Origin of the sequence: Alsobacter sp. KACC 23698, assembly GCF_045348435.1 — a bacterium.
In the GTDB taxonomy this organism is placed as follows: Bacteria; Pseudomonadota; Alphaproteobacteria; order Rhizobiales; family Beijerinckiaceae; genus Alsobacter.
In genome coordinates this window covers 4805439-4822610 of sequence record NZ_CP157484.1, presented here as the reverse complement: position 1 = coordinate 4822610, position 17172 = coordinate 4805439, and the positions used below count along the sequence as shown (strand labels likewise).

Here is a 17172-nt window from a genome sequence, read left to right as displayed (position 1 = left end):
CCCTCCGCACCCGAGCGTCCCGATGCCGAGCGCCCCACGCGCCGTTTCGCCCATGCCCCTGCCTCTGCCCCGCACCCTGCGGACGGCCGACGACCTCGTGGCCGCGGGCCTGATCCCGGAGTCCGCCAGGGCTGGCGCCGAGGCCGTGGCCCGGCGCTACGCCGTCGCCGTCACGCCCGCCATGCAGGCGCTCATCGTCGCGGGGGATCCCGACGACCCCATCGCCCGGCAGTTCGCGCCCGATCCGCGCGAGCTGGAGACCCGGCCGGAGGAGCGCGCCGATCCGATCGGCGACGACGTCCACAGCCCGACGGAGGGCCTGGTCCACCGCTACCCGGACCGGGTGTTGCTGAAGCTGGTGCATGTCTGCGCGGTGTATTGCCGGTTCTGCTTCCGGCGCGAGACGGTAGGGCCGGCCGGGTCCGGCATGCTGTCGCCCGAGGCCTTCGAGGCGGCGGTCGCCTATGTGGCGGCGCGCCCGGAGATCTGGGAGGTGGTGATCACCGGCGGCGACCCGCTGGTGCTGTCGCCCCGGCGCCTGCAGGAGGTGGTGGAGGCGCTGGCGGCCATACCGCATGTGAAGGTCGTGCGCTGGCATACCCGTTTGCCCGTGGTCGATCCGGACCGGGTAGGGCCGGAGCTGGTCGCGGCCCTGACGGGCTCGCGGCTGACCACCTATGTGGCTCTCCACGCCAACCATCCGCGCGAGCTGACCGATGCGGCGCGAGCCGCCTGCGCGCGGCTGATCGACGCCGGCGTCGCGATGGTGAGCCAGACGGTGCTGCTGAAGGGCGTCAACGACGACGTGGAGACGCTGTCGGCGCTGATGCGCGGCTTCGTCGAGGCGCGAGTGAAGCCCTATTACCTGCACCATGGCGATCTGGCGCCCGGCACGTCGCATCTGCGCACCTCGCTGGCCGAGGGGCGGGCGCTCGTGAAGGCGCTGCGCGGCCGCCTGTCGGGCCTGTGCCAGCCGACTTACGTGCTCGACATCCCGGGCGGCTTCGGCAAGGCGGCGGTCGGGCCCGACGCCTTCGACGGCCGAGAGATCGAGGACTTTCGCGGCGGCCGGCACGCCTATCCTTCCGATTGATTCAATCCGATCAAAACGCCGTTATTTCGATTCACCCCTTCTTATTGATGCTGGCGCCCGAGGCCGAGTCCTGCGCAAGATGTAGGGCGGCGTAAAGACTTTTGTGTCTTGATGGCCGTTAACGAGGCGATCGGCGCGACCGGTCGCCCGACAGGGTCGTCATTTCAGAAATCTCGGGGGAGTTCGCCATGCGTTTCGTGGCTTCTTGGGCGCTGTCGCGCGGGGTCGGCCGGTGGGCCGCGGCGTTCGCCGCCATGTTGCTGGCGTGTTTCGCCACCGCGCAGGGCGCACAGGCCGTGGTGCGCATCAACATCGACCTCACGACCCAGACCATGCGGGTCCAGTCCGACCAAGGCGTCTATAACTGGAAAGTCTCGACGGCGCGGTCCGGCTACGCGACTCCGCGCGGCGTCTACCGGGCGCAGCGGCTCGAGAAGATGCACTATTCGCGCAAATACGACATGTCGCCGATGCCGCACTCGATCTTCTTCAAGGGCGGCTACGCGATCCACGGCACCGGCGCGGTCGGCGCGCTGGGGCGTCCCGCCTCGCATGGCTGCGTGCGGCTCTCCAGGGCCAACGCGGCCCAGCTCTACGCCATGGTCCAGCGCGAGAGCGCCGTCATCGCAATCACGGGCGTGTCGCCGGCCAGCGCGATCGCCAGCAAGTCCGGCCGCTCCCAGGTGGCGGGCCACAAGGCGAGCCGGACGCAGACGGCGGCCAAGCGCATGGCGCCCGAGCCGCTGGGCTACGCGCCCGCCCCGCGTTCGGGCTCGCTGAAGTCCTGGGTCCGCGACCCGTCGGAATGGTGGTTCCCGCGCTAGGCTGGAGCGGAGACCGACCTGATCGCATCAGGTCGTCCGTTCCGCTCTAGAAGCTCATGGTCGGGGCGAAGAAGCATCGGCGCGAGCCGTCGGCCTTGCGGCACCGCCAGAACTCCCGGTCCTCCGACGTATAGGCTTCGGCGAAGGGCACCAGCTCCTGCCCGTCGATGAGGTAGCCCTCCTTGTTGACGACGATCCGCGCCGGCGTGATCGCGGCGCAGTCGCTGGGCCCGCAGCAATGCACGCCGCTGAGCGGGTCCCTGTATTGGCCCCTGTTGATCCAGAAATCGTGACTGATGGCGGTCGGCGACGCAGCGACGAAAAACGCGAACGCGCACGCGGCGGGTCCAAGCTTCATGACGGCATCCTGTCGAGTCGGGCGCGCCGACGTCGCTCGCGTCGGCCGAACGCGGTGTCATCGGGACCCCGCGCCCGGATCGCACGGGCCGTGTCGCGGGGCATTCCAAGGCGCCGATTCGGGACAGGGCCGTTGCACGCCCGTCCCGCGCCGATCCGCGAAGATCGGCGGATGCGGGGCCAACGCACGTTGCGCAACCAGAGTTGCACCGCCGTTCACCTCGGCGCGGGACTGGCGTAACCTGCGATCTGGAGGTCTTCATGGCGGCGCGGCGCGACCAGGACGGCGGGGCGGATGCCGACCCTGACGAGGCGCAAAGGACCACGGCCAACCTGATCGTGGCCATCGTCTGCCTCGTCCTGCTGGGGGCCGGGCTCTTCGTCGTCGAATCCCTGCACCGGGCCAGCAAGGTCCAGGACTGCCTGGAGGCCGGCCGGCGCAACTGCGCCGCCGCCTCGACGCGCTAGACGCGCGCCGGATCACGTGAAGTTGAACGAAAAGCCGCCCGCGGTCAGGCTGCGGCGGACCCGATTCGGCGATGCTCGCGTTCGATCCGAGATCGCCGATGCGGCGTCGTCGTCCTGCCTGGAGCCAGCGGAATGCTGAAAGCGCTGTCGCATTTCTTCGACGCCCTGGTGGGCGCGGCGCCCCGGAAGGCGACCCCGCCGGTCGACGACCGGCTGCTCACCGCCGCCGCCGTGCTGGTGCATGTGGCCCAGGTCGACGGGACGCTGACGGACGCCGAGCGGCTGTGGTTGCTCAACACCGTGCAGGCGCGCACCGGCCTCGCCGACGACGCGGCGGAGCGTTTCGTCGCCCAAGCCAGCCGCCGCGACCTCGAGGCGGGCGACGTCGCCGAGACGCTCTCGAACCTCCGGCGCAGCCTGGACGCCGGGCAAAAGCGCGAACTCGTCGCCATGATGTGGCGGATGGCGCTGGCGGACGGCTCCATCCACGAGTTCGAGGACACGCTGATCAGCCGCGCCTGCGAGCTCCTGGACGTCGGGCCGGCCGACGCGGCGGCGATCCGGGCGGCAGAGGGCGCGCCGGCGGCCTGAGCGGACGCATGGCGGCGTTGCGGCGCGCGTCTCGACCCGGCCGCCGGTCTGTGGCACGGTTGATGCTTAAGTAATCCCGCAAGCTTCCGGCTACCCCAGGACCGTCGAATCCGTGCCGAACAGCATCCTCATCGTGCTCCACCAGGAGCATTCCACGCCGGGGCGCGTGGGCCGTCTCCTTCGCGAACGCGGTTATGACCTCGATATCCGGCGCACGCCGCTGGGCCAGCCTCTGCCGGACACTATGGACGAGCACGCCGGCGCGGTGGTGTTCGGCGGGCCGATGAGCGCCAACGATCCGGACGACTGGATCAAGCGGCAGACGGACTGGATCGGCGCGGTGCTGAAGTCCGGCAAGCCCTATCTGGGGCTCTGCCTGGGAGCCCAGATGCTGGTCCGCCAGCTCGGCGGCAAGGTGGAGACGCATCCCCACGGGCACGCCGAGATCGGCTATTACGACCTGCGGCCGACGGACCCGCACGGCCATGGCTTCGCCGAGGAGATCGGGGTGGCGTGGCCCGGCCGCGTCTACCAGTGGCACCGGGAAGGCTTCGACACGCCGGGCTGCTGCGAGACGCTGGCGGAGGGCGACATCTTCCCCAACCAGGCCTTCCGCTGCGGCGAGCGCGCCTATGGGCTGCAGTTCCACCCGGAAGTGACCTACGCGATGATGTGCCGGTGGACGGTGCGGGCCCACGAGCGCATGGCGCTGCCCGGCGCCCGGCAGCGGCACGAGCATCTCGGCGGCTGGTTCCTGCACGACGCCGCCGTGCGGCGCTGGCTCGACGGCTTCCTCGACCACTGGCTCTCCGAGCCGAAGCCGCGCGAGGCCTCGGCGCCCATCCTGGCGCCCGGCGCCCCGATCCTTGCGCCGGCTCCGCCCGTCTCGCGGCCGATCGAGGTCGCCGCGCCGCGTCGCGCCCCGGCTCCGGCCCCGCATCCGGTCGTGGGCCTCCCGGCCTGATCACCTTGCGGTGAGGCCGCGCCGGTCCGGCTGTCGTTTCCGGCGCGAGCGGCTAGGCTGGCCGTCGCGCTGGACGAGCGCGAGGAGGGTCGTCGCATGAAACCGTGGATGTCTGGCGGGTTCGGGTTCCGCATCTCCGTCCGGAGCGCCGGCGCGCTCGTCGGCCTGGCCGCGCTGACGGCGCCGGGCCTTGCCGATTCGATCGACGGCAACTGGTGCAACGAGAAGACCGGCAAGACCATGCAGATCCAGGGGCCGTCCATCGTGACGCCGGGCGGCAGCCGGATCGAGGGCCGCTATTCGCGCCACTCCTTCGCCTACACGGTGCCGGAGCGCGAGACCCCCGCCGGGGCCGCGGTCACCATGGGGCTGATCAACGAGAACGCCGTGCAGGTGCAGGCCGGCGACGGCCAGCAGGCCGAGATCTGGCGCCGCTGCGAGCAGACGAGCTAGACCACGCTGTGTTTCGATGGAAACACAGCGTGGTCCAGGTTTTTGGGGTGTCGCATGCTTCGTGCGAAAAGCCGGATTCCACCTTTTCGCAGCATGCTCTAGAGCGGTTTCCGAGCTGAAGGAATCGAAGCGGATTCCCAAATCAGCGCAAGAGTGATTCAAGCTGTCTGCCGGGGCTGGGGGCCGGCAGGCATGTCGAGAGCACTGTCGCTTGATCTGCGGGTTCGTGTGCTGGCCGCCGTTGAGGCCGGCGCGTCGCATCGTGAAGCGGGCGAACGCTTTGGCGTGAGCGCGGCCAGTGTCAGCCGATGGCGGCGATTGGCCCGTGAGCAGGGGGAACCTCGGCCAGGGCCGCTCGGCGGAGATCGTCGCTCGCAGCGCATCGAGGCGCACGCGGCGGTCATCCGATCCCTTGTCGATACCAAGCCGGACATCACGCTGTCGGAGATCAAGGCCGACCTGTCGGAGCAGGGTGTGGCGGTAGGCATCGGCACCCTCTGGCGGTTCTTTCGCCGGCACGGTCTGACGCTCAAAAAAAGTCGGCGCATGCCGCGGAGCAGAGCCGGCCGGACATTCTGAGGCGGCGGCAGGCCTGGTTCGACGACCAGCTTGATCTGGAGCCGGAACGCCTGCTCTTCATCGATGAGACGTGGGCGACGACCAAGATGACGCGGGCCAGGGGACGAGCCCCTCGGGGCCAGCGGCTGCGCATGAGCGTGCCGCACGGGCATTGGAAGACCACCACCTTCGTGGCCGGCCTGCGCTCGACAGGGATGGTCGCGCCCTTCGTCATCGACGGACCGATCAACCGCGACGCGTTCGAGACTTATGTCGAGAAGGTCCTCGGCCCCGAGCTGGCGCCAGGCGACGTCGTCGTCATGGACAATCTGTCGAGCCACAAGGGTCCGCGCGTGCGCCAGATGATCGAGGCGGCAGGCGCGAGCTTGCTCTACCTCCCGCCCTACAGCCCCGACTTCAACCCCATCGAGAACGCCTTCTCCAAGCTGAAGGCCCTGCTTCGCAAGGCCGAGGAGCGAACGGTCGTTGGCCTCTGGGACGCCCTCGGCCGTATCGTCGACCTCTTCACACCAGCCGAATGCGCCAACTTCTTCGCAGCAGCCGGCTACGATGCAGTCTGATCGGAAATGGGTCTAGCGCGACGCCACCCGCAGCGCCGCCAGCGCGCCGATCGCCCAGACCGCGTTGTAGGCCAGCGGGTAGATGGCGCGGCTCGCCACGAAGCCGGGGCCGCCCGTGAGGGCCGGCCCGTGCAGCCAGCCGACCGCGCTGATCAGCAGGGCGAAGATGAGCACGGCGGAGACGGCGCCGACGAGGCCCGCGCCGATGCGCGGCAGCGCGGCCGTGAGGGCGACGCCCCAGAGGCCGCCCAGGAGCGCGGTCGCCACCACCTGCGGGACGCGCAGCGGCAGAGCGACCGGGGCGGCCCACGGCGCCATCGACCAGGCCGGGCCGCCGGGAAACCCGAGCCGCGCGCCGAAATAGAGCGCCGTCTGGTGCACCACCAGCACGGACAGCAGTCCGGCGACGAAGCCGAAGACCAAGCGGGAAATCATCGAAGCGTCCTCGAATCCAGCGACCATCCAGCAAAGTTCCGGCCGAATCGCAAGGATCGTCCCGCGAAATGCGGTGGACCGGCCGGCGCGACCTTCGCAGCAAGCCCTCGCGGCGTTTTGCAACCGTGCTACTCTGGTTGGGCGAGGCGCACATCGGGGAGGCGCGACATGGTCATGAAATCAGTGCTGGTGCCGGTCGAGGAGCACGAGAACGCCTCATCCGTGCTGCAGACGGCCCTCGTCTTCGCGCGCCATTTCGGCAGCTGCGTGGAGGCCGTCGCGACCCTGCCGCTCATCGACAACTACATCGTGGGCGAGATGGTGCCGCTGTGGCCGCCGGCCCAGAACGGCACGGCCGACAGCTCCCGCGAGGCGCTCATGACGTTCGAGCGCTTCATGGAGCGCCATGGCGTGCAGCGCCGGGAGCGGGCCCTGGAGGGGCCGAGCTGGACCATGCGCGAGGGCGCCCTGATGGGCGACAGCGCCGTGGCGGCGCACGCCCGGGTGTTCGACGTCACGGTGGTGGGGCGGCCGGGCTCCGGCTCGTCCGGACCGCGGCTGTCGCTGCTCGAGGCGGTGCTGTTTGAGAGCGGGCGGCCCGTCCTGATGGCGCCGCCGATCGCGCCGCCCGAGGGCTCGCCGATCGGCGACACCGTGGTGATCGCCTGGAACCGCAGCACCGAGACGGCGCGCGCGGTCGCCCTCGCCATGCCGATCCTGGCCCAGTCGCGCCGCATCCGGGTGCTGACAGTGGAGGGCGGCAACACCCCGGGGCCGTCCGGGGAGGATCTCGTCCGGCACCTGCGCCAGAACGGCGTCGAGGCGGACGCCGTCACGGTGACGCCGACCGGCCGGACCATCGGCGAGGCCATCCTGGACCACGCCTCCGCGTATGGGGCGGACCTGCTGATCAAGGGCGCCTACACCCAGAGCCGGCTGCGGCAGATGATCTTCGGCGGCGCGACGAGCCACATCCTGTCCAACGCCGCCCTGCCGGTGCTGTTCGCCCATTAGGGACGGCCGCGGTCGCGGTCGCCGCGTCGCGGAACCCCGCCTGAGGCGGGGCGTTGCTCCAGCCTGAATGGAAGGAGCGACACCATGACTGTACGGATCGCAATGCGGGCGGCCCTCTTCGGCGTCGCCGCGGCGGGCCTGCTTGCGGCGCCGGGCGTCCGGGCCCAGACGACGACCATCATCGAGGAACAGACCGGCTCGATCGACGAACCTTACGAGTTCGCGCCCGAGCAGGAGACGGTCATCCGCCGCCGCATCATCGAGGAGCGGCTCGCCCCGGTGGAGATCCAGCGCGGCTCCGTCCGGGTCGGCAGCATCGTGCCGGACGACGTCGAGCTGCAGCCGATGAACGGGATCGGATCGCAGCGGCTGCAGCGGCTGGGCTATTTCCTCTCCCCCGACGACAAGATCGTCGTGGTGGAGCCCCGCAGCCGCCAGGTCGTGCGCATCATCGACCAGCGCTGAGCCTTTCCCCATATGTCTAGTCGGCGGCCGCTCCCCGGAGCGGCCGTTTTCGTTTGAGGGCTAGCCCTCGCCCTCGGGCAGCGGCGCGCCGGCGGTCTCGCCGTCCGGCGGATCCTGCTCGCGCGGCCAGCTCTCGGAGCCGTCGCGGTCGGCGAAGCCGAACATCTTGGCGATGTCCTTTTCGGCCGCCTGATCCCCGGCTTCGCCCGCGGGCTGCGCCGAACCTTGCGGCGCGCCCGGCTTGGCCGGGGCCGCGTTCGCCGCGTCGGGCTGGCCGGCCGGATCGTCCTCGCCCCTGCGCTGGGTCATGCTCGGCCTCCTGGTTCGCCCTCGCCACGGCGGGCGCCGGGTCCGGATGCAACGCGCCCGGCGCCCGGCGGTTCGCTGGCGATCTTTCGTCGCTCCCCCAGGAACGCTCCCGCGCGGCGGATATTACCCCCACCGACGCTCGCGCCGTCGCGGCCAGCCCCGCATCGGCTGCGCGCATTCCCTCACGCCGCTGGCCTCCTAGGCGACGCCGGTCCCACGATACGACGATTCCGACAGGAGAACGCCATGAAAGCGCTGGTTTGGCACGGGAAGGAAGACATCCGCTGCGACTCGGTCACGGATCCCGAGATCGAGGATCCGCGTGACGCCATCATCCGGGTGACGAGCTGCGCCATCTGCGGCTCCGACCTGCATCTCTTCCACAACTTCATCCCCGCCATGATGCCCGGCGACATCATGGGCCACGAGATGATGGGCGAGGTGGTGGAGGTCGGCTCCGGCGTCAACGGGGCCCTCAAGAAGGGCGACCGCATCGTCGTCCCCTTCACGATCTTCTGCGGCGAATGCGACCAGTGCAAGCGCGGCAACTTCTCCGTCTGCGAGCGGAGCAACCGCAAGAAGCACATCGCCGACAAAGCGTTTGGCCACGCGACGGCTGGGCTGTTCGGCTACACGCATCTCACCGGCGGCTATCCGGGCGGGCAGGCCGAATACCTGCGCGTCCCCTTCGCCGACAAGACGCACATCAAGGTCCCGGACAGCCTGTCGGACGAGCAGGTGCTGTTCCTCGGCGACATCTTCCCGACCGGCTGGCAGGCCGCCGTCCAGTGCGACATCCAGCCGACCGACACGGTCGCGATCTGGGGCTGCGGGCCGGTGGGGCAGATGGCCATCCGCAGCGCCATTCTGCTCGGCGCCAAGCAGGTCGTGGCGATCGACTGCCTGCCCGAGCGGCTCGGCATGGCGGAGGCCGGCGGCGCCGTGACGATCGACTTCATGAAGGAGAGCGTGGTCGGCCGCCTCAACGACCTCACCGACGGCAAGGGGCCGGAGAAGTGCATCGACGCGATCGGCATGGAGAGTCATGTCTCGTTCTCGCAGCCCGACACGGTCTATGACCGCGCCAAGCAGCTGATGATGATGGAGAACGACCGGCCGCACGTGCTGCGCGAGATGATCTATGTCTGCCGGCCGGCGGGCGTGATCTCGATCCCGGGCGTCTATAGCGGCCTCGTCGACAAGATCCCGATGGGCCAGGCCATGAACAAGGGCCTGACCTTCCGGATGGGCCAGACCCATGTCAACCGCTGGACCGACGACCTGCTGCGGCGGATCGAGGAGGGCCAGATCGACCCGTCCTTCGTGATCACCCATACGGCCAGCCTCGAAGAGGGGCCCGAGATGTACAAGGTCTTCCGCGACAAGCAGGACGGCTGCGTCAAGGTCGTTCTGAAACCCTGAGCCGGCGAGGACGCGATGTTCAACCTTTCCAACCTGACCCGCTCGGCGGGGGATCCCAAGATCGTCAAGTCCGGCCCGAGCTCGCTGGGCGCGGCCGACCGGCTCGCCCGGGGCCTCGGCTGGTTCAGCATCGCCCTCGGGGCGGTCGAACTGATCGCGCCGCGCCGGCTGACGCGGGCGCTCGGCATGCAGGGCTCCGAGACGCTGGTGCGCGTCTACGGCCTGCGCGAGATCATGGCCGGGATGATGACGCTCTCGACGGAGAAGAATGTCGGGCTGGCCTCCCGCGTCGCCGGGGACGGCCTCGACATCGCCACCCTGTTCACGGCGCTGCGGCCCGGCAATCCCAAGCGGGACAATGTCGGGCTGGCGCTCGCCATGGTGGTCGGGGTGACGATCCTCGACATCGCGGCCGCGAAGGCCAGCGCGGCGCGCCACGCCCGCACGCCCTCCTCGCCGGACCGCTACCGGGACCGCAGCGGCTTCCCGAAGGGGCTGCAGCAGGCGCGCGGGGCGGCCCGGGACTTCAAGGCGCCCCGCGACATGAGGGCCGCCCCCGCCCTGGCCGAAGCCGGTAGAGTCTAGGCCCGGGCGGGAGCCGCCGGATCGGCCGCCGGGACGCGCACGAGGCACGCCGCCTCGGTCCCGCCGGCCGCCGGCGCCAGCACGGGCCTGACCTCGCCGCAGCGGACCTGCGCCAGCGGGCAGCGGGTCACGAAGGGACAGCCCGCCGGCGCGGCCAGCGGGCTCGGCAGGTCGCCGCGCAGGACGATCTTGGGCCGGCGGCGCTGCTCCACGGGGTCGGGCAGCGGAATGGCCGAGAGCAGCGCCTGCGTGTAGGGATGCGCCGGGGCGTCGAAGACGGCGTCGGTCGCGCCCCGCTCGGCGATGGTCCCGAGATACATCACCAGGACGTCGTCGGCGATGTGCCGCACCACCGAGAGGTCGTGCGAGATGAACAGGTAGGCGAGACCGAGCTCCGCCTGCAGGCCCATCAGCAGGTTGAGGATCTGCGACCGGATCGAGACGTCCAGCGCCGAGACCGGCTCGTCCAGCACCAGCAGCCGCGGCGAGAGCGCCAGGGCGCGGGCGATGACGACGCGCTGGCGCTGGCCGCCCGACAGCGCGTTCGGAGTGCGCGGCGCGTAGGCGGCCGGCAGGCCGACGAGGTCCAGCGCCTCGGCGACGCGGCGGCGGCGATCGGCCCGGCTCCATCCCCGGATCGCCAGCGGCTCGGCGACGCTATCCTCGATCGACATCTTGGGGTCCAGCGCGGCCGAGGGGTCCTGGAAGACGATCTGCATGTCGCCGGCCAGGGCCCGCCGGGCCGCGCGGTCGCGGCGTCCGCCGATGTCGCGGCCGTCGAAGCGGACCGCGCCGGCGGTGATCGGCTCCAGGCCCAGGATGGCGTAGGCGGTGGTCGACTTGCCGCAGCCGCTCTCGCCGACGAGCGCCACGGTGCGCCCGGCCGGGACGTCGAACGACACGCCGTCGACGGCCCGCACCAGCCCGGCCTTGCCGCGCAGCGGGAAATGGACGCGCAGGTCGCGCACGCTGAGCAGGGGCTCCGTCACGCCAGGCTCCCCGCCTCGCCGACGCGCCAGCAGGCGGCTCGGCGCTCGCCGCCCTCGCGGACCGGGACGAGCGGCGGGACCTGCGCGCATTGCGGCGCGGCGAGCGGGCAGCGCGAGCGGAAGCGGCAGCCGTCCGGCCAGTCCTGCGGGCTCGGCACCACGCCCTCGATGGTGCGCAGCGTCTCCTTGCGGGCGCCGTCCAGCCGCGGGATCGTGGCCAGGAGCAGCCGCGTATAGGGATGGGCGGGGTCGGCGAAGAGCTCCTCCACGCGGCCGCTCTCGACGATGCGGCCGCCATACATGACGGCGACGTCGTCGGCCATGTCGGCGACCACGCCCATGTCGTGGGTGATCAGCAGGATGGTCGTGCCGGCTTCGGCGCGCAGGCGCTGCATGAGGGCGAGGATCTGGGCCTGGATGGTGACGTCGAGGGCGGTGGTGGGCTCGTCGGCGATGAGCAGGCGCGGACGGCAGACCAGCGCGGCCGCGATCATGACGCGCTGGCACATGCCGCCGGACAGCTCGAACGGATAGGCCTCGGCCCGGCGCGCCGCGTCCGGAATGCCGACGGTGGACAGCATGGCGACCGCCTCGGCCCAGGCCTGCCGGCCGGACAGGCCGCGATGCAGCCGCAGCGCCTCGGCCACCTGGTCGCCGACGCGCAGCAGCGGATTGAGGGACGCCACCGGCTCCTGGAACACCACCGAGGCGAGGTCGCCCCGCACCCGGGCGAGGCCGTCCTCGTCCATGGCGGTGAGGTCGCGCCCCTCCAGCAGGATGCGCCCGCTGGTGCGGCGGGCGACGCCCGGCAGCAGGCCCAGCACGGCCAGCGCCGTCAGGCTCTTGCCCGATCCGCTCTCGCCGACCAGGGCCAGGACCCGCCCGGCCCGCAGCCGCAGGGTGACGCCGTCCACCACGGCGACGCCGCCGATCTCGATTCCGAGATCCTCGATGGCGAGCAGGGGCGCCGGGTCGTCAGCCGTACCGGCGGCGTCAAGGGAGAGCGCAGCGGTCAAGCCGGCCCTCCGACCGCCACGGCAGCCCACGGGCTGGTGGGATGCGCCATGCCGACGTTCTCGCCCTCGGGGGTCCGCATCACGGCCGACGGAACGGCGAAGTTGGTCGGAAACACCGTGTCCTCGACCACCTCGACCGGGAACGCGCCGCCGACCCGGGCGGCGACGTCGGGGCCCGCCTTGGCGTTCACCCGGATGGTGGGCGTGCTGGCGTCGAGGCGGGGCGCGTGGAAGGCGTCCTCCAGCGACAGGCCCCCGTCCACCACAAAGGACATCAGCTGCAGCAGGGTCGGGAAGATGGTGCGGCCCCCGGCGGCGCCGAGCGCGAACCACGGCCTGCCGTCCCGCCGCAGGATCAGCGGGCACATGTTGGCCAGCGGCTTGGCCCCGGGCGCGATGGCGTTGGGCTGGCCGGGCCGCGGGTCGAACCACATCACGCCGTTGTTCATCAGGAACCCGGCGTTGGGCAGGACCACCCGCGAGCCGAAGCGCGACAGCAGCGTGTTGGTGAGCGACACCATGGTCCCGGAGGCGTCGACGACGCTGAGATGGGTGGTGCAGCCGACCTGCGGGTTCGCGGCGTGCCCCATCTCGGTGAGGCGCCGCTCATAGGCGTTGCGGATGGCCTTGGCATAGGCGAGAGCCGCGGCGGCGGGATCGCGGACGGGGGCGACGTCCTGCGGCTCCAGCTCGGCGCAGGCCTGGAGATAGCTGGGGCCGCCGCTCAGCCCGGCGATCGCGTTGACCTCGACGCCCCGATAGGTCCCCCGCAAGGGGGCGCGCCATTCGGGGCGGAACGCCGCCAGGTCGGCGAGGTCGATCCTGGAGCCGCCCTCGGCGAGGTCGGCCGCGATCGTGCGGGCGATTTCGCCCTCGTAGAAGTCGCGCGGGCCGGCCTGGGCGAGGCGGCGCAGGGTGGCGGCCTTGCGCGGCATCGGCTTGCGGTTCGTCGCGCCGGCCTCGCCCGGCCGGGGCGCCCGGCCGTCGTCCAGGAACAGCGCGGCGGTGGAGGGATGCCGGGCGAGGCCCGCCGCCTCGACGGCGAAGGTCAGCGCCGCGAACCAGTCGATCTCCAGCCCGCGCTCGGCGTGCTCGATGGCGGGCGCCAGCGCGTCCTCCCAGGAGATCGTGCCATGGCGGGCCAGCGCCTCGGAGAGGCCCGCCACCGCGCCCGGAACGGCCATCGACGTGTAGCCGGAGACGTTGCGGTCTCCCTCCACGGCCGGCCAGGCGAACCAGTTGCCTTCGCCCGAGCGGCTGAGCGGATAGTCGGCTGGGTCCAGGCGGCGGGCCGAGACGACGTTGAAGTCCAGCGTCTCGACCTCGCCGGTCGCCCCGTCGGCGCGCAGCAGGAAGCCGCCGCCGCCGACGCCCGACAGCCAGGGCTCGACCACCGACAGGGTCAGCGCCGTCGTGACGGCGGCGTCGACGGCGTTGCCGCCGCGCGCCAGCACGGCGGCCCCGGCCTCGGCGGCGAGCCGGTTCTGGGCGGCGACGACGCCGTGGCGCGAGCGGACCTGCGCCTTGCGAACCGTGAACGTCTGCATCTCAGGCTCCTCCATGGCGGCGGGAGGCGATCGCCTCCGGGGTCCGGGCCGGGACCGAAAAACGGGCGGCGTTGGGCGAGGCGGCGTGGTGGGCGGCGACCTCGGCGACGGTGGCGACCCACACGGCCGGGTCGGCGACGACGCGGTCCAGCAGGCGCTCCAGCATGCGGATGCGATGCGCCCGGCCGGAGATCCAGTCATGCACGGTCAGCATCGTCATCGCGCCGTAGCGGTGCAGGGTCTCGAACTCGTCGATCCAGCCGTCGAGGATCGGCCCCGGCGCGGCGGGCGGCCAGTGATCGGCCCCGCCGCCGACGAACTTGAAATAGACCGCGTCGTCCAGCACCCACTGGACCGGGGCCTCGACGACGCCGTCGATCGTGTAGGGATGGTCGTAGCCCATGAGCGAGCTGTCATAGAGCCCGCGGCGGCGGACCTCGGCCAGCATATGGGGCGTCATCTCCCAGGCCGGGGACCGGAAGCCGACCGGCGTCACGCCCTGCCGGGCGAACACCGCCAGGGCGGCGTCGAGCGCGCCGTCGAACTCGGCGTCGGACGCCTGGGTGGCGAACTCGTGGAAGTAGCCGTGCAGCCCCACCTCGTGGCCGCGCTCGACGAAGGCGGGCAGCAGCTCCGGGTGGTTCTCGGCGACGACGCCGGGGACATAGAACGAGCCCTTGATCCCGTAGCGGTCCAGGAGGTCGAGGATGCGCCAGATGCCGACGCGCGGGCCGAACAGGCGCTGCTCCATCTGGCCGAGCAGGCGCGGGGGCGGGGCGTCCTTGAGGCTCCACAGGAAAGGCGATTCGGCGTCCACGTCGACCGTGAAGCAGAAGGCGCTGCGCTTGCCGGCGGGCCACTCATAGGCGCCGCCGGGCGCCGGTGCGGAAGGTGCGGTCATGGGCGCCTCACAACGGGTGCTTCTTGGCCTGGTGGACGGCGAGCGAGCCGATCGAGTTGCCGCCGTCGACCGTCAGGGTCGAGCCGGTGACATAGGCGGAGGCGTCGCTGGCCAGGTAGAGCAGGGCGTTGGCGACGTCGGCCCGCGACGACGGCCGCCCCAGCGGGATCTGGGCGACCGTGTTGCGGATGTGCTCCTCGGTGAGTTCGCTGACCGTGCTGCCGGCCGCAAAGCCCGGCTCGAGCGCGTTGGCGCGGATCCCGAACTCGGCCAGCTCCACCGCGAAGCCCTTGGTCAGGCGGTCCAGCGCGGTCTTGGAGGTGCAGTAGGGGACCACGGTGCGGCGCATCTTGCGCGACGCGCCAGAGGAGATGTTGATGATCGAACCCTTCACGCCCTGCCGCACCATCTGGGTGGCGAGGCCCTTGGTGAGGATGAAGGGCGCGCGCAGGTTGACGCTGAAGATGCGGTCGAACTCGGCCGTCGAGATGTCGAGCAGGAAGCCCGAAGGGTAGATCCCGGCGTTGTTGACCAGGATGTCGGCCGCGCCCCAGCGCCGTCCCACCTCGGCGACCAACGCGTCGATGGAGGCCTCGTCCATGAGGTCGGCGGCGAAGCCGAAGCTGTCGTCCGCCAGGCCGAGAGCGGCCGCCTGGGCGTCGAGGTCCGGCTGGCTTGCGTCGGTGAGGCACAGCGCGCAGCCGGCCTCGCGCAGGCTCTCGGCGATCCAGCGGCCGATGACGCCGCCGGAGCCGGTCACCACGGCGCGCTTGCCGGCGAGGTCAGGAAAGGCGGTCATGGCGTCCTCATGGGGTCGAGCGGGGATCGAAGCGGTCGCGCAGGTCGTCGCCGATCAGGTTGACGGCCAGCACGAGCAGAAAGAGGCAGAGGCCCGGGAAGGTGGCGATCCACCAGGCGTTGGCGAGGTAGTTGCGGCCGGTGCTGAGCATGGCCCCCCAGCTGGCGGTGGGCGGCTGGACGCCCAGGCCGAGGAAGCTGAGGCCGGCCTCGAACAGCACCATCAGGCCGAACTCCAGCGTCGCCACCACGGTCATCGCGCCGATGATGTTGGGCAGCACGTGGCGCAGCAGGATGCGGGGCGCGCCGGCGCCCATGAAGGCGGCGAGCCGCACATAGGGGGCGGTCGCCACGCCGAGGGTCTGCCCGTAGGCGACGCGGGCGTAGCGGGGCCAGCGCGTCAGCGCCAGCACCAGGATGACGTTGGCGAGCCCCGGCCCCAGCACCGCGACCGTGATGATGGCGAGCAGGATCGCCGGCACCGACAAGAACACGTCGACGATGCGCATCACCGCGGTCTCGACCGGGCCGCGCAGGTAGCCGGCCGCCATGCCGAGCGTGGTCCCGACGACGCCGGACAGGATCACGGAGGAGAAGGCCACGACCAGGGAGACGCGCGAGCCATGGACGAGGCGGCTCAGCAGATCGCGCCCGAGCTCGTCGCTGCCCAGCCAGTACGCGACGCCGCGCGACGCGAAGCCCGGCGGCTTCAGGCGGGCGAGCAGGTTCTGCTGGTTCGGCTCGTAGGGCGCCAGCCAGGGCGCGGCCAGGGCGGCGATCACGAAGGCGGCGATCAGGACCACGGGCGCCCAGGCGGCGGGGCGGATCGTCCGGCGGGCGCGGCGGCGGACGGGCAGGGCGGCTTGCGTCATGCGCGGCCGCCTTCCAGCCGGATGCGGGGATCGACGGCGCTGTAGAGCAGGTCGGCCGCGAGATTGAGGGCCACCGTCACGACCGCGCCCAGCAGCACCACGCCCTGCACGACGAGGAAATCGCGCGCCAGGATCGACTGCACGGTGACCTGCCCGAGGCCGGGCCAGGCGAACACCGTCTCGACGATGACGGCGCCGGCGAGCAGGTTGGAGATCTCCAGCGCCGCCACGGTGATGACCGGGATGGCGGCGTTGCGGGCGAGATGGCGGGCGAGCAGCCGGCCCTTGCCGACGCCGCGGGCCCGGGCGGTGCGGACATAGTCGCGCGAGAGTTCGTCCAGCAGCGAGGTGCGGGTAATGCGCGCGAAGGTCGCCATGCTGAGCAGGCCCAGCGCGATCGACGGCATGACGATGTGCGAGAAGCCGCCCGTCGAGGAGGGCGGCAGCCAGCCGAGCGTCACGGCGAAGACCAGGATCAGCAGGATGCCGCTCCAGAAGGTGGGCATGCTCTGCGCCGCCAGCACCAGCCCGGCCAGCGCCCGCGCGGCGAGGCTGTCGCGCCAGAGCGCCAGCGCCACGCCGACCGGGATGCCGACGCCGCAGGCCACCACGAAGGCGCCGGCGGCCAGCGCCAGCGTGTAGGGCACCCGTGACGCGATGATGGTGGTCACCGGCACGTTCTGGATGACGGACCGGCCGAGATCGAAGCGCGCGAGGTCGGCCAGGAAGGCGACGTACTGGACGATCAGCGGACGGTCGAAGCCCAGCGTTCGCCGCATCGCGTCAATGTCGGCCGGCGTCGCGGTCTCGGGCACGAGCAGGTAGGTCGGGTCGCCCGTCAGGCGCTGCAGGAAGAAAATCAGCGTGGCGACGCCGAAGATCGTCAGCAGGGCCTGGGCGAACCGCCGGGCCAGGAAGGCGGCCACCGGC

General features: G+C 71.5%; 21 protein-coding genes. 11 read left to right on the top strand and 10 right to left on the bottom strand.

Going from position 1 to position 17172, the window contains the following annotated elements:
* Nucleotides 1–52: 52 nt before the first annotated feature.
* Nucleotides 53–1093, top strand: coding sequence for a lysine-2,3-aminomutase-like protein (locus ABEG18_RS23110; protein ID WP_406855387.1), 1041 nt, complete (start codon nt 53–55; stop codon nt 1091–1093).
* Nucleotides 1094–1281: 188 nt separating this feature from the next.
* On the top strand, nt 1282–1917 hold the full coding sequence (locus ABEG18_RS23105; RefSeq protein ID WP_406855386.1) for a L,D-transpeptidase: 636 nt from the start codon (nt 1282–1284) through the stop codon (nt 1915–1917).
* Between the two features lie 46 nt (nt 1918–1963).
* Here ABEG18_RS23105 and ABEG18_RS23100 read toward each other — a convergent pair whose 3' ends face one another.
* Nucleotides 1964–2275 (bottom strand): hypothetical protein, encoded by a 312-nt coding sequence (locus tag ABEG18_RS23100; protein WP_406855385.1) that lies wholly within the window; start codon nt 2273–2275, stop codon nt 1964–1966.
* 260 nt (nt 2276–2535) lie between these two features.
* Here ABEG18_RS23100 and ABEG18_RS23095 point away from each other — a divergent pair, with 260 nt between their 5' ends.
* From ABEG18_RS23095 to ABEG18_RS23075, 5 genes are all read left to right on the top strand, one after another.
* Entirely contained in the window at nt 2536–2742 is a 207-nt protein-coding gene (locus ABEG18_RS23095) for a hypothetical protein (RefSeq protein ID WP_406855384.1), read from the top strand.
* A gap of 132 nt (nt 2743–2874) precedes the next feature.
* Nucleotides 2875–3333 carry a TerB family tellurite resistance protein gene (locus ABEG18_RS23090; RefSeq protein ID WP_406855383.1) on the top strand — a complete coding sequence of 153 codons (459 nt, stop codon included), beginning with the start codon at nt 2875–2877 and terminating at the stop codon, nt 3331–3333.
* A 112-nt stretch (nt 3334–3445) separates the two neighbouring features.
* Nucleotides 3446–4297, top strand: coding sequence for a glutamine amidotransferase (locus tag ABEG18_RS23085; protein ID WP_406855382.1), 852 nt, complete (start codon nt 3446–3448; stop codon nt 4295–4297).
* 96 nt (nt 4298–4393) lie between these two features.
* A complete protein-coding gene (locus ABEG18_RS23080) occupies nt 4394–4750 on the top strand; it encodes a hypothetical protein (RefSeq protein WP_406855381.1) in 357 nt (118 codons plus the stop codon).
* 192 nt (nt 4751–4942) lie between these two features.
* Nucleotides 4943–5889 (top strand): IS630 family transposase gene (locus ABEG18_RS23075; protein WP_406855380.1). Its coding sequence is split into 2 segments (ribosomal slippage): nt 4943–5279 and nt 5279–5889, totalling 948 coding nucleotides; the frame shifts between segments, so codons are not numbered across the junction.
* A gap of 12 nt (nt 5890–5901) precedes the next feature.
* Here ABEG18_RS23075 and ABEG18_RS23070 read toward each other — a convergent pair.
* Entirely contained in the window at nt 5902–6324 is a 423-nt protein-coding gene (locus tag ABEG18_RS23070; protein WP_406855379.1) for a hypothetical protein, read from the bottom strand.
* 168 nt (nt 6325–6492) lie between these two features.
* Between ABEG18_RS23070 and ABEG18_RS23065 the strand changes: the two genes are divergently transcribed.
* Both ABEG18_RS23065 and ABEG18_RS23060 read left to right on the top strand, forming a co-directional pair.
* The gene (locus tag ABEG18_RS23065; protein WP_406855378.1) at nt 6493–7338 is read left to right on the top strand and encodes a universal stress protein; all 846 of its coding nucleotides are present in this window, start codon (nt 6493–6495) and stop codon (nt 7336–7338) included.
* Between the two features lie 84 nt (nt 7339–7422).
* Complete coding sequence (locus ABEG18_RS23060; protein ID WP_406855377.1) at nt 7423–7803, top strand: DUF1236 domain-containing protein; 381 nt, start codon at nt 7423–7425, stop codon at nt 7801–7803.
* A 60-nt stretch (nt 7804–7863) separates the two neighbouring features.
* Here ABEG18_RS23060 and ABEG18_RS23055 read toward each other — a convergent pair whose 3' ends face one another.
* On the bottom strand, nt 7864–8112 hold the full coding sequence (locus ABEG18_RS23055) for a hypothetical protein (protein ID WP_406855376.1): 249 nt from the start codon (nt 8110–8112) through the stop codon (nt 7864–7866).
* 246 nt (nt 8113–8358) lie between these two features.
* Between ABEG18_RS23055 and ABEG18_RS23050 the strand changes: the two genes are divergently transcribed.
* On the top strand, nt 8359–9534 hold the full coding sequence (locus ABEG18_RS23050; protein WP_406855375.1) for a zinc-dependent alcohol dehydrogenase: 1176 nt from the start codon (nt 8359–8361) through the stop codon (nt 9532–9534).
* Nucleotides 9535–9549: 15 nt separating this feature from the next.
* Nucleotides 9550–10119, top strand: coding sequence for a hypothetical protein (locus tag ABEG18_RS23045; RefSeq protein ID WP_406855374.1), 570 nt, complete (start codon nt 9550–9552; stop codon nt 10117–10119).
* On the opposite strand, the gene ABEG18_RS23040 is transcribed toward ABEG18_RS23045, so the two are convergent.
* Genes ABEG18_RS23040 through ABEG18_RS23010 form a run of 7 tightly spaced genes read right to left on the bottom strand, consistent with a single transcriptional unit; the run spans nt 10116 to nt 17168 of the window.
* Nucleotides 10116–11108, bottom strand: a complete 993-nt coding sequence (locus ABEG18_RS23040) for an ABC transporter ATP-binding protein (RefSeq protein ID WP_406855373.1) — start codon at nt 11106–11108, stop codon at nt 10116–10118. The genes ABEG18_RS23045 and ABEG18_RS23040 overlap by 4 nt on opposite strands.
* Nucleotides 11105–12124: an ABC transporter ATP-binding protein gene (locus tag ABEG18_RS23035; protein ID WP_406855372.1), complete on the bottom strand. Its 1020-nt coding sequence runs from the start codon at nt 12122–12124 to the stop codon at nt 11105–11107. The genes ABEG18_RS23040 and ABEG18_RS23035 overlap by 4 nt, the downstream gene beginning before the upstream one ends.
* The gene (locus ABEG18_RS23030) at nt 12121–13671 is read right to left on the bottom strand and encodes a gamma-glutamyltransferase family protein (protein ID WP_406855371.1); all 1551 of its coding nucleotides are present in this window, start codon (nt 13669–13671) and stop codon (nt 12121–12123) included. Before ABEG18_RS23030 ends, ABEG18_RS23035 begins: the two co-directional genes overlap by 4 nt.
* Nucleotide 13672: 1 nt before the next feature.
* Nucleotides 13673–14572, bottom strand: a complete 900-nt coding sequence (locus ABEG18_RS23025) for a polysaccharide deacetylase family protein (protein WP_406855370.1) — start codon at nt 14570–14572, stop codon at nt 13673–13675.
* Nucleotides 14573–14579: 7 nt separating this feature from the next.
* Nucleotides 14580–15371 carry an SDR family NAD(P)-dependent oxidoreductase gene (locus ABEG18_RS23020; protein ID WP_406855369.1) on the bottom strand — a complete coding sequence of 264 codons (792 nt, stop codon included), beginning with the start codon at nt 15369–15371 and terminating at the stop codon, nt 14580–14582.
* 7 nt (nt 15372–15378) lie between these two features.
* Nucleotides 15379–16242 carry an ABC transporter permease gene (locus tag ABEG18_RS23015; protein WP_406855368.1) on the bottom strand — a complete coding sequence of 288 codons (864 nt, stop codon included), beginning with the start codon at nt 16240–16242 and terminating at the stop codon, nt 15379–15381.
* Nucleotides 16239–17168 (bottom strand): ABC transporter permease, encoded by a 930-nt coding sequence (locus tag ABEG18_RS23010; protein WP_406855367.1) that lies wholly within the window; start codon nt 17166–17168, stop codon nt 16239–16241. Before ABEG18_RS23010 ends, ABEG18_RS23015 begins: the two co-directional genes overlap by 4 nt.
* Between the last annotated feature and the right edge of the window lie 4 nt (nt 17169–17172).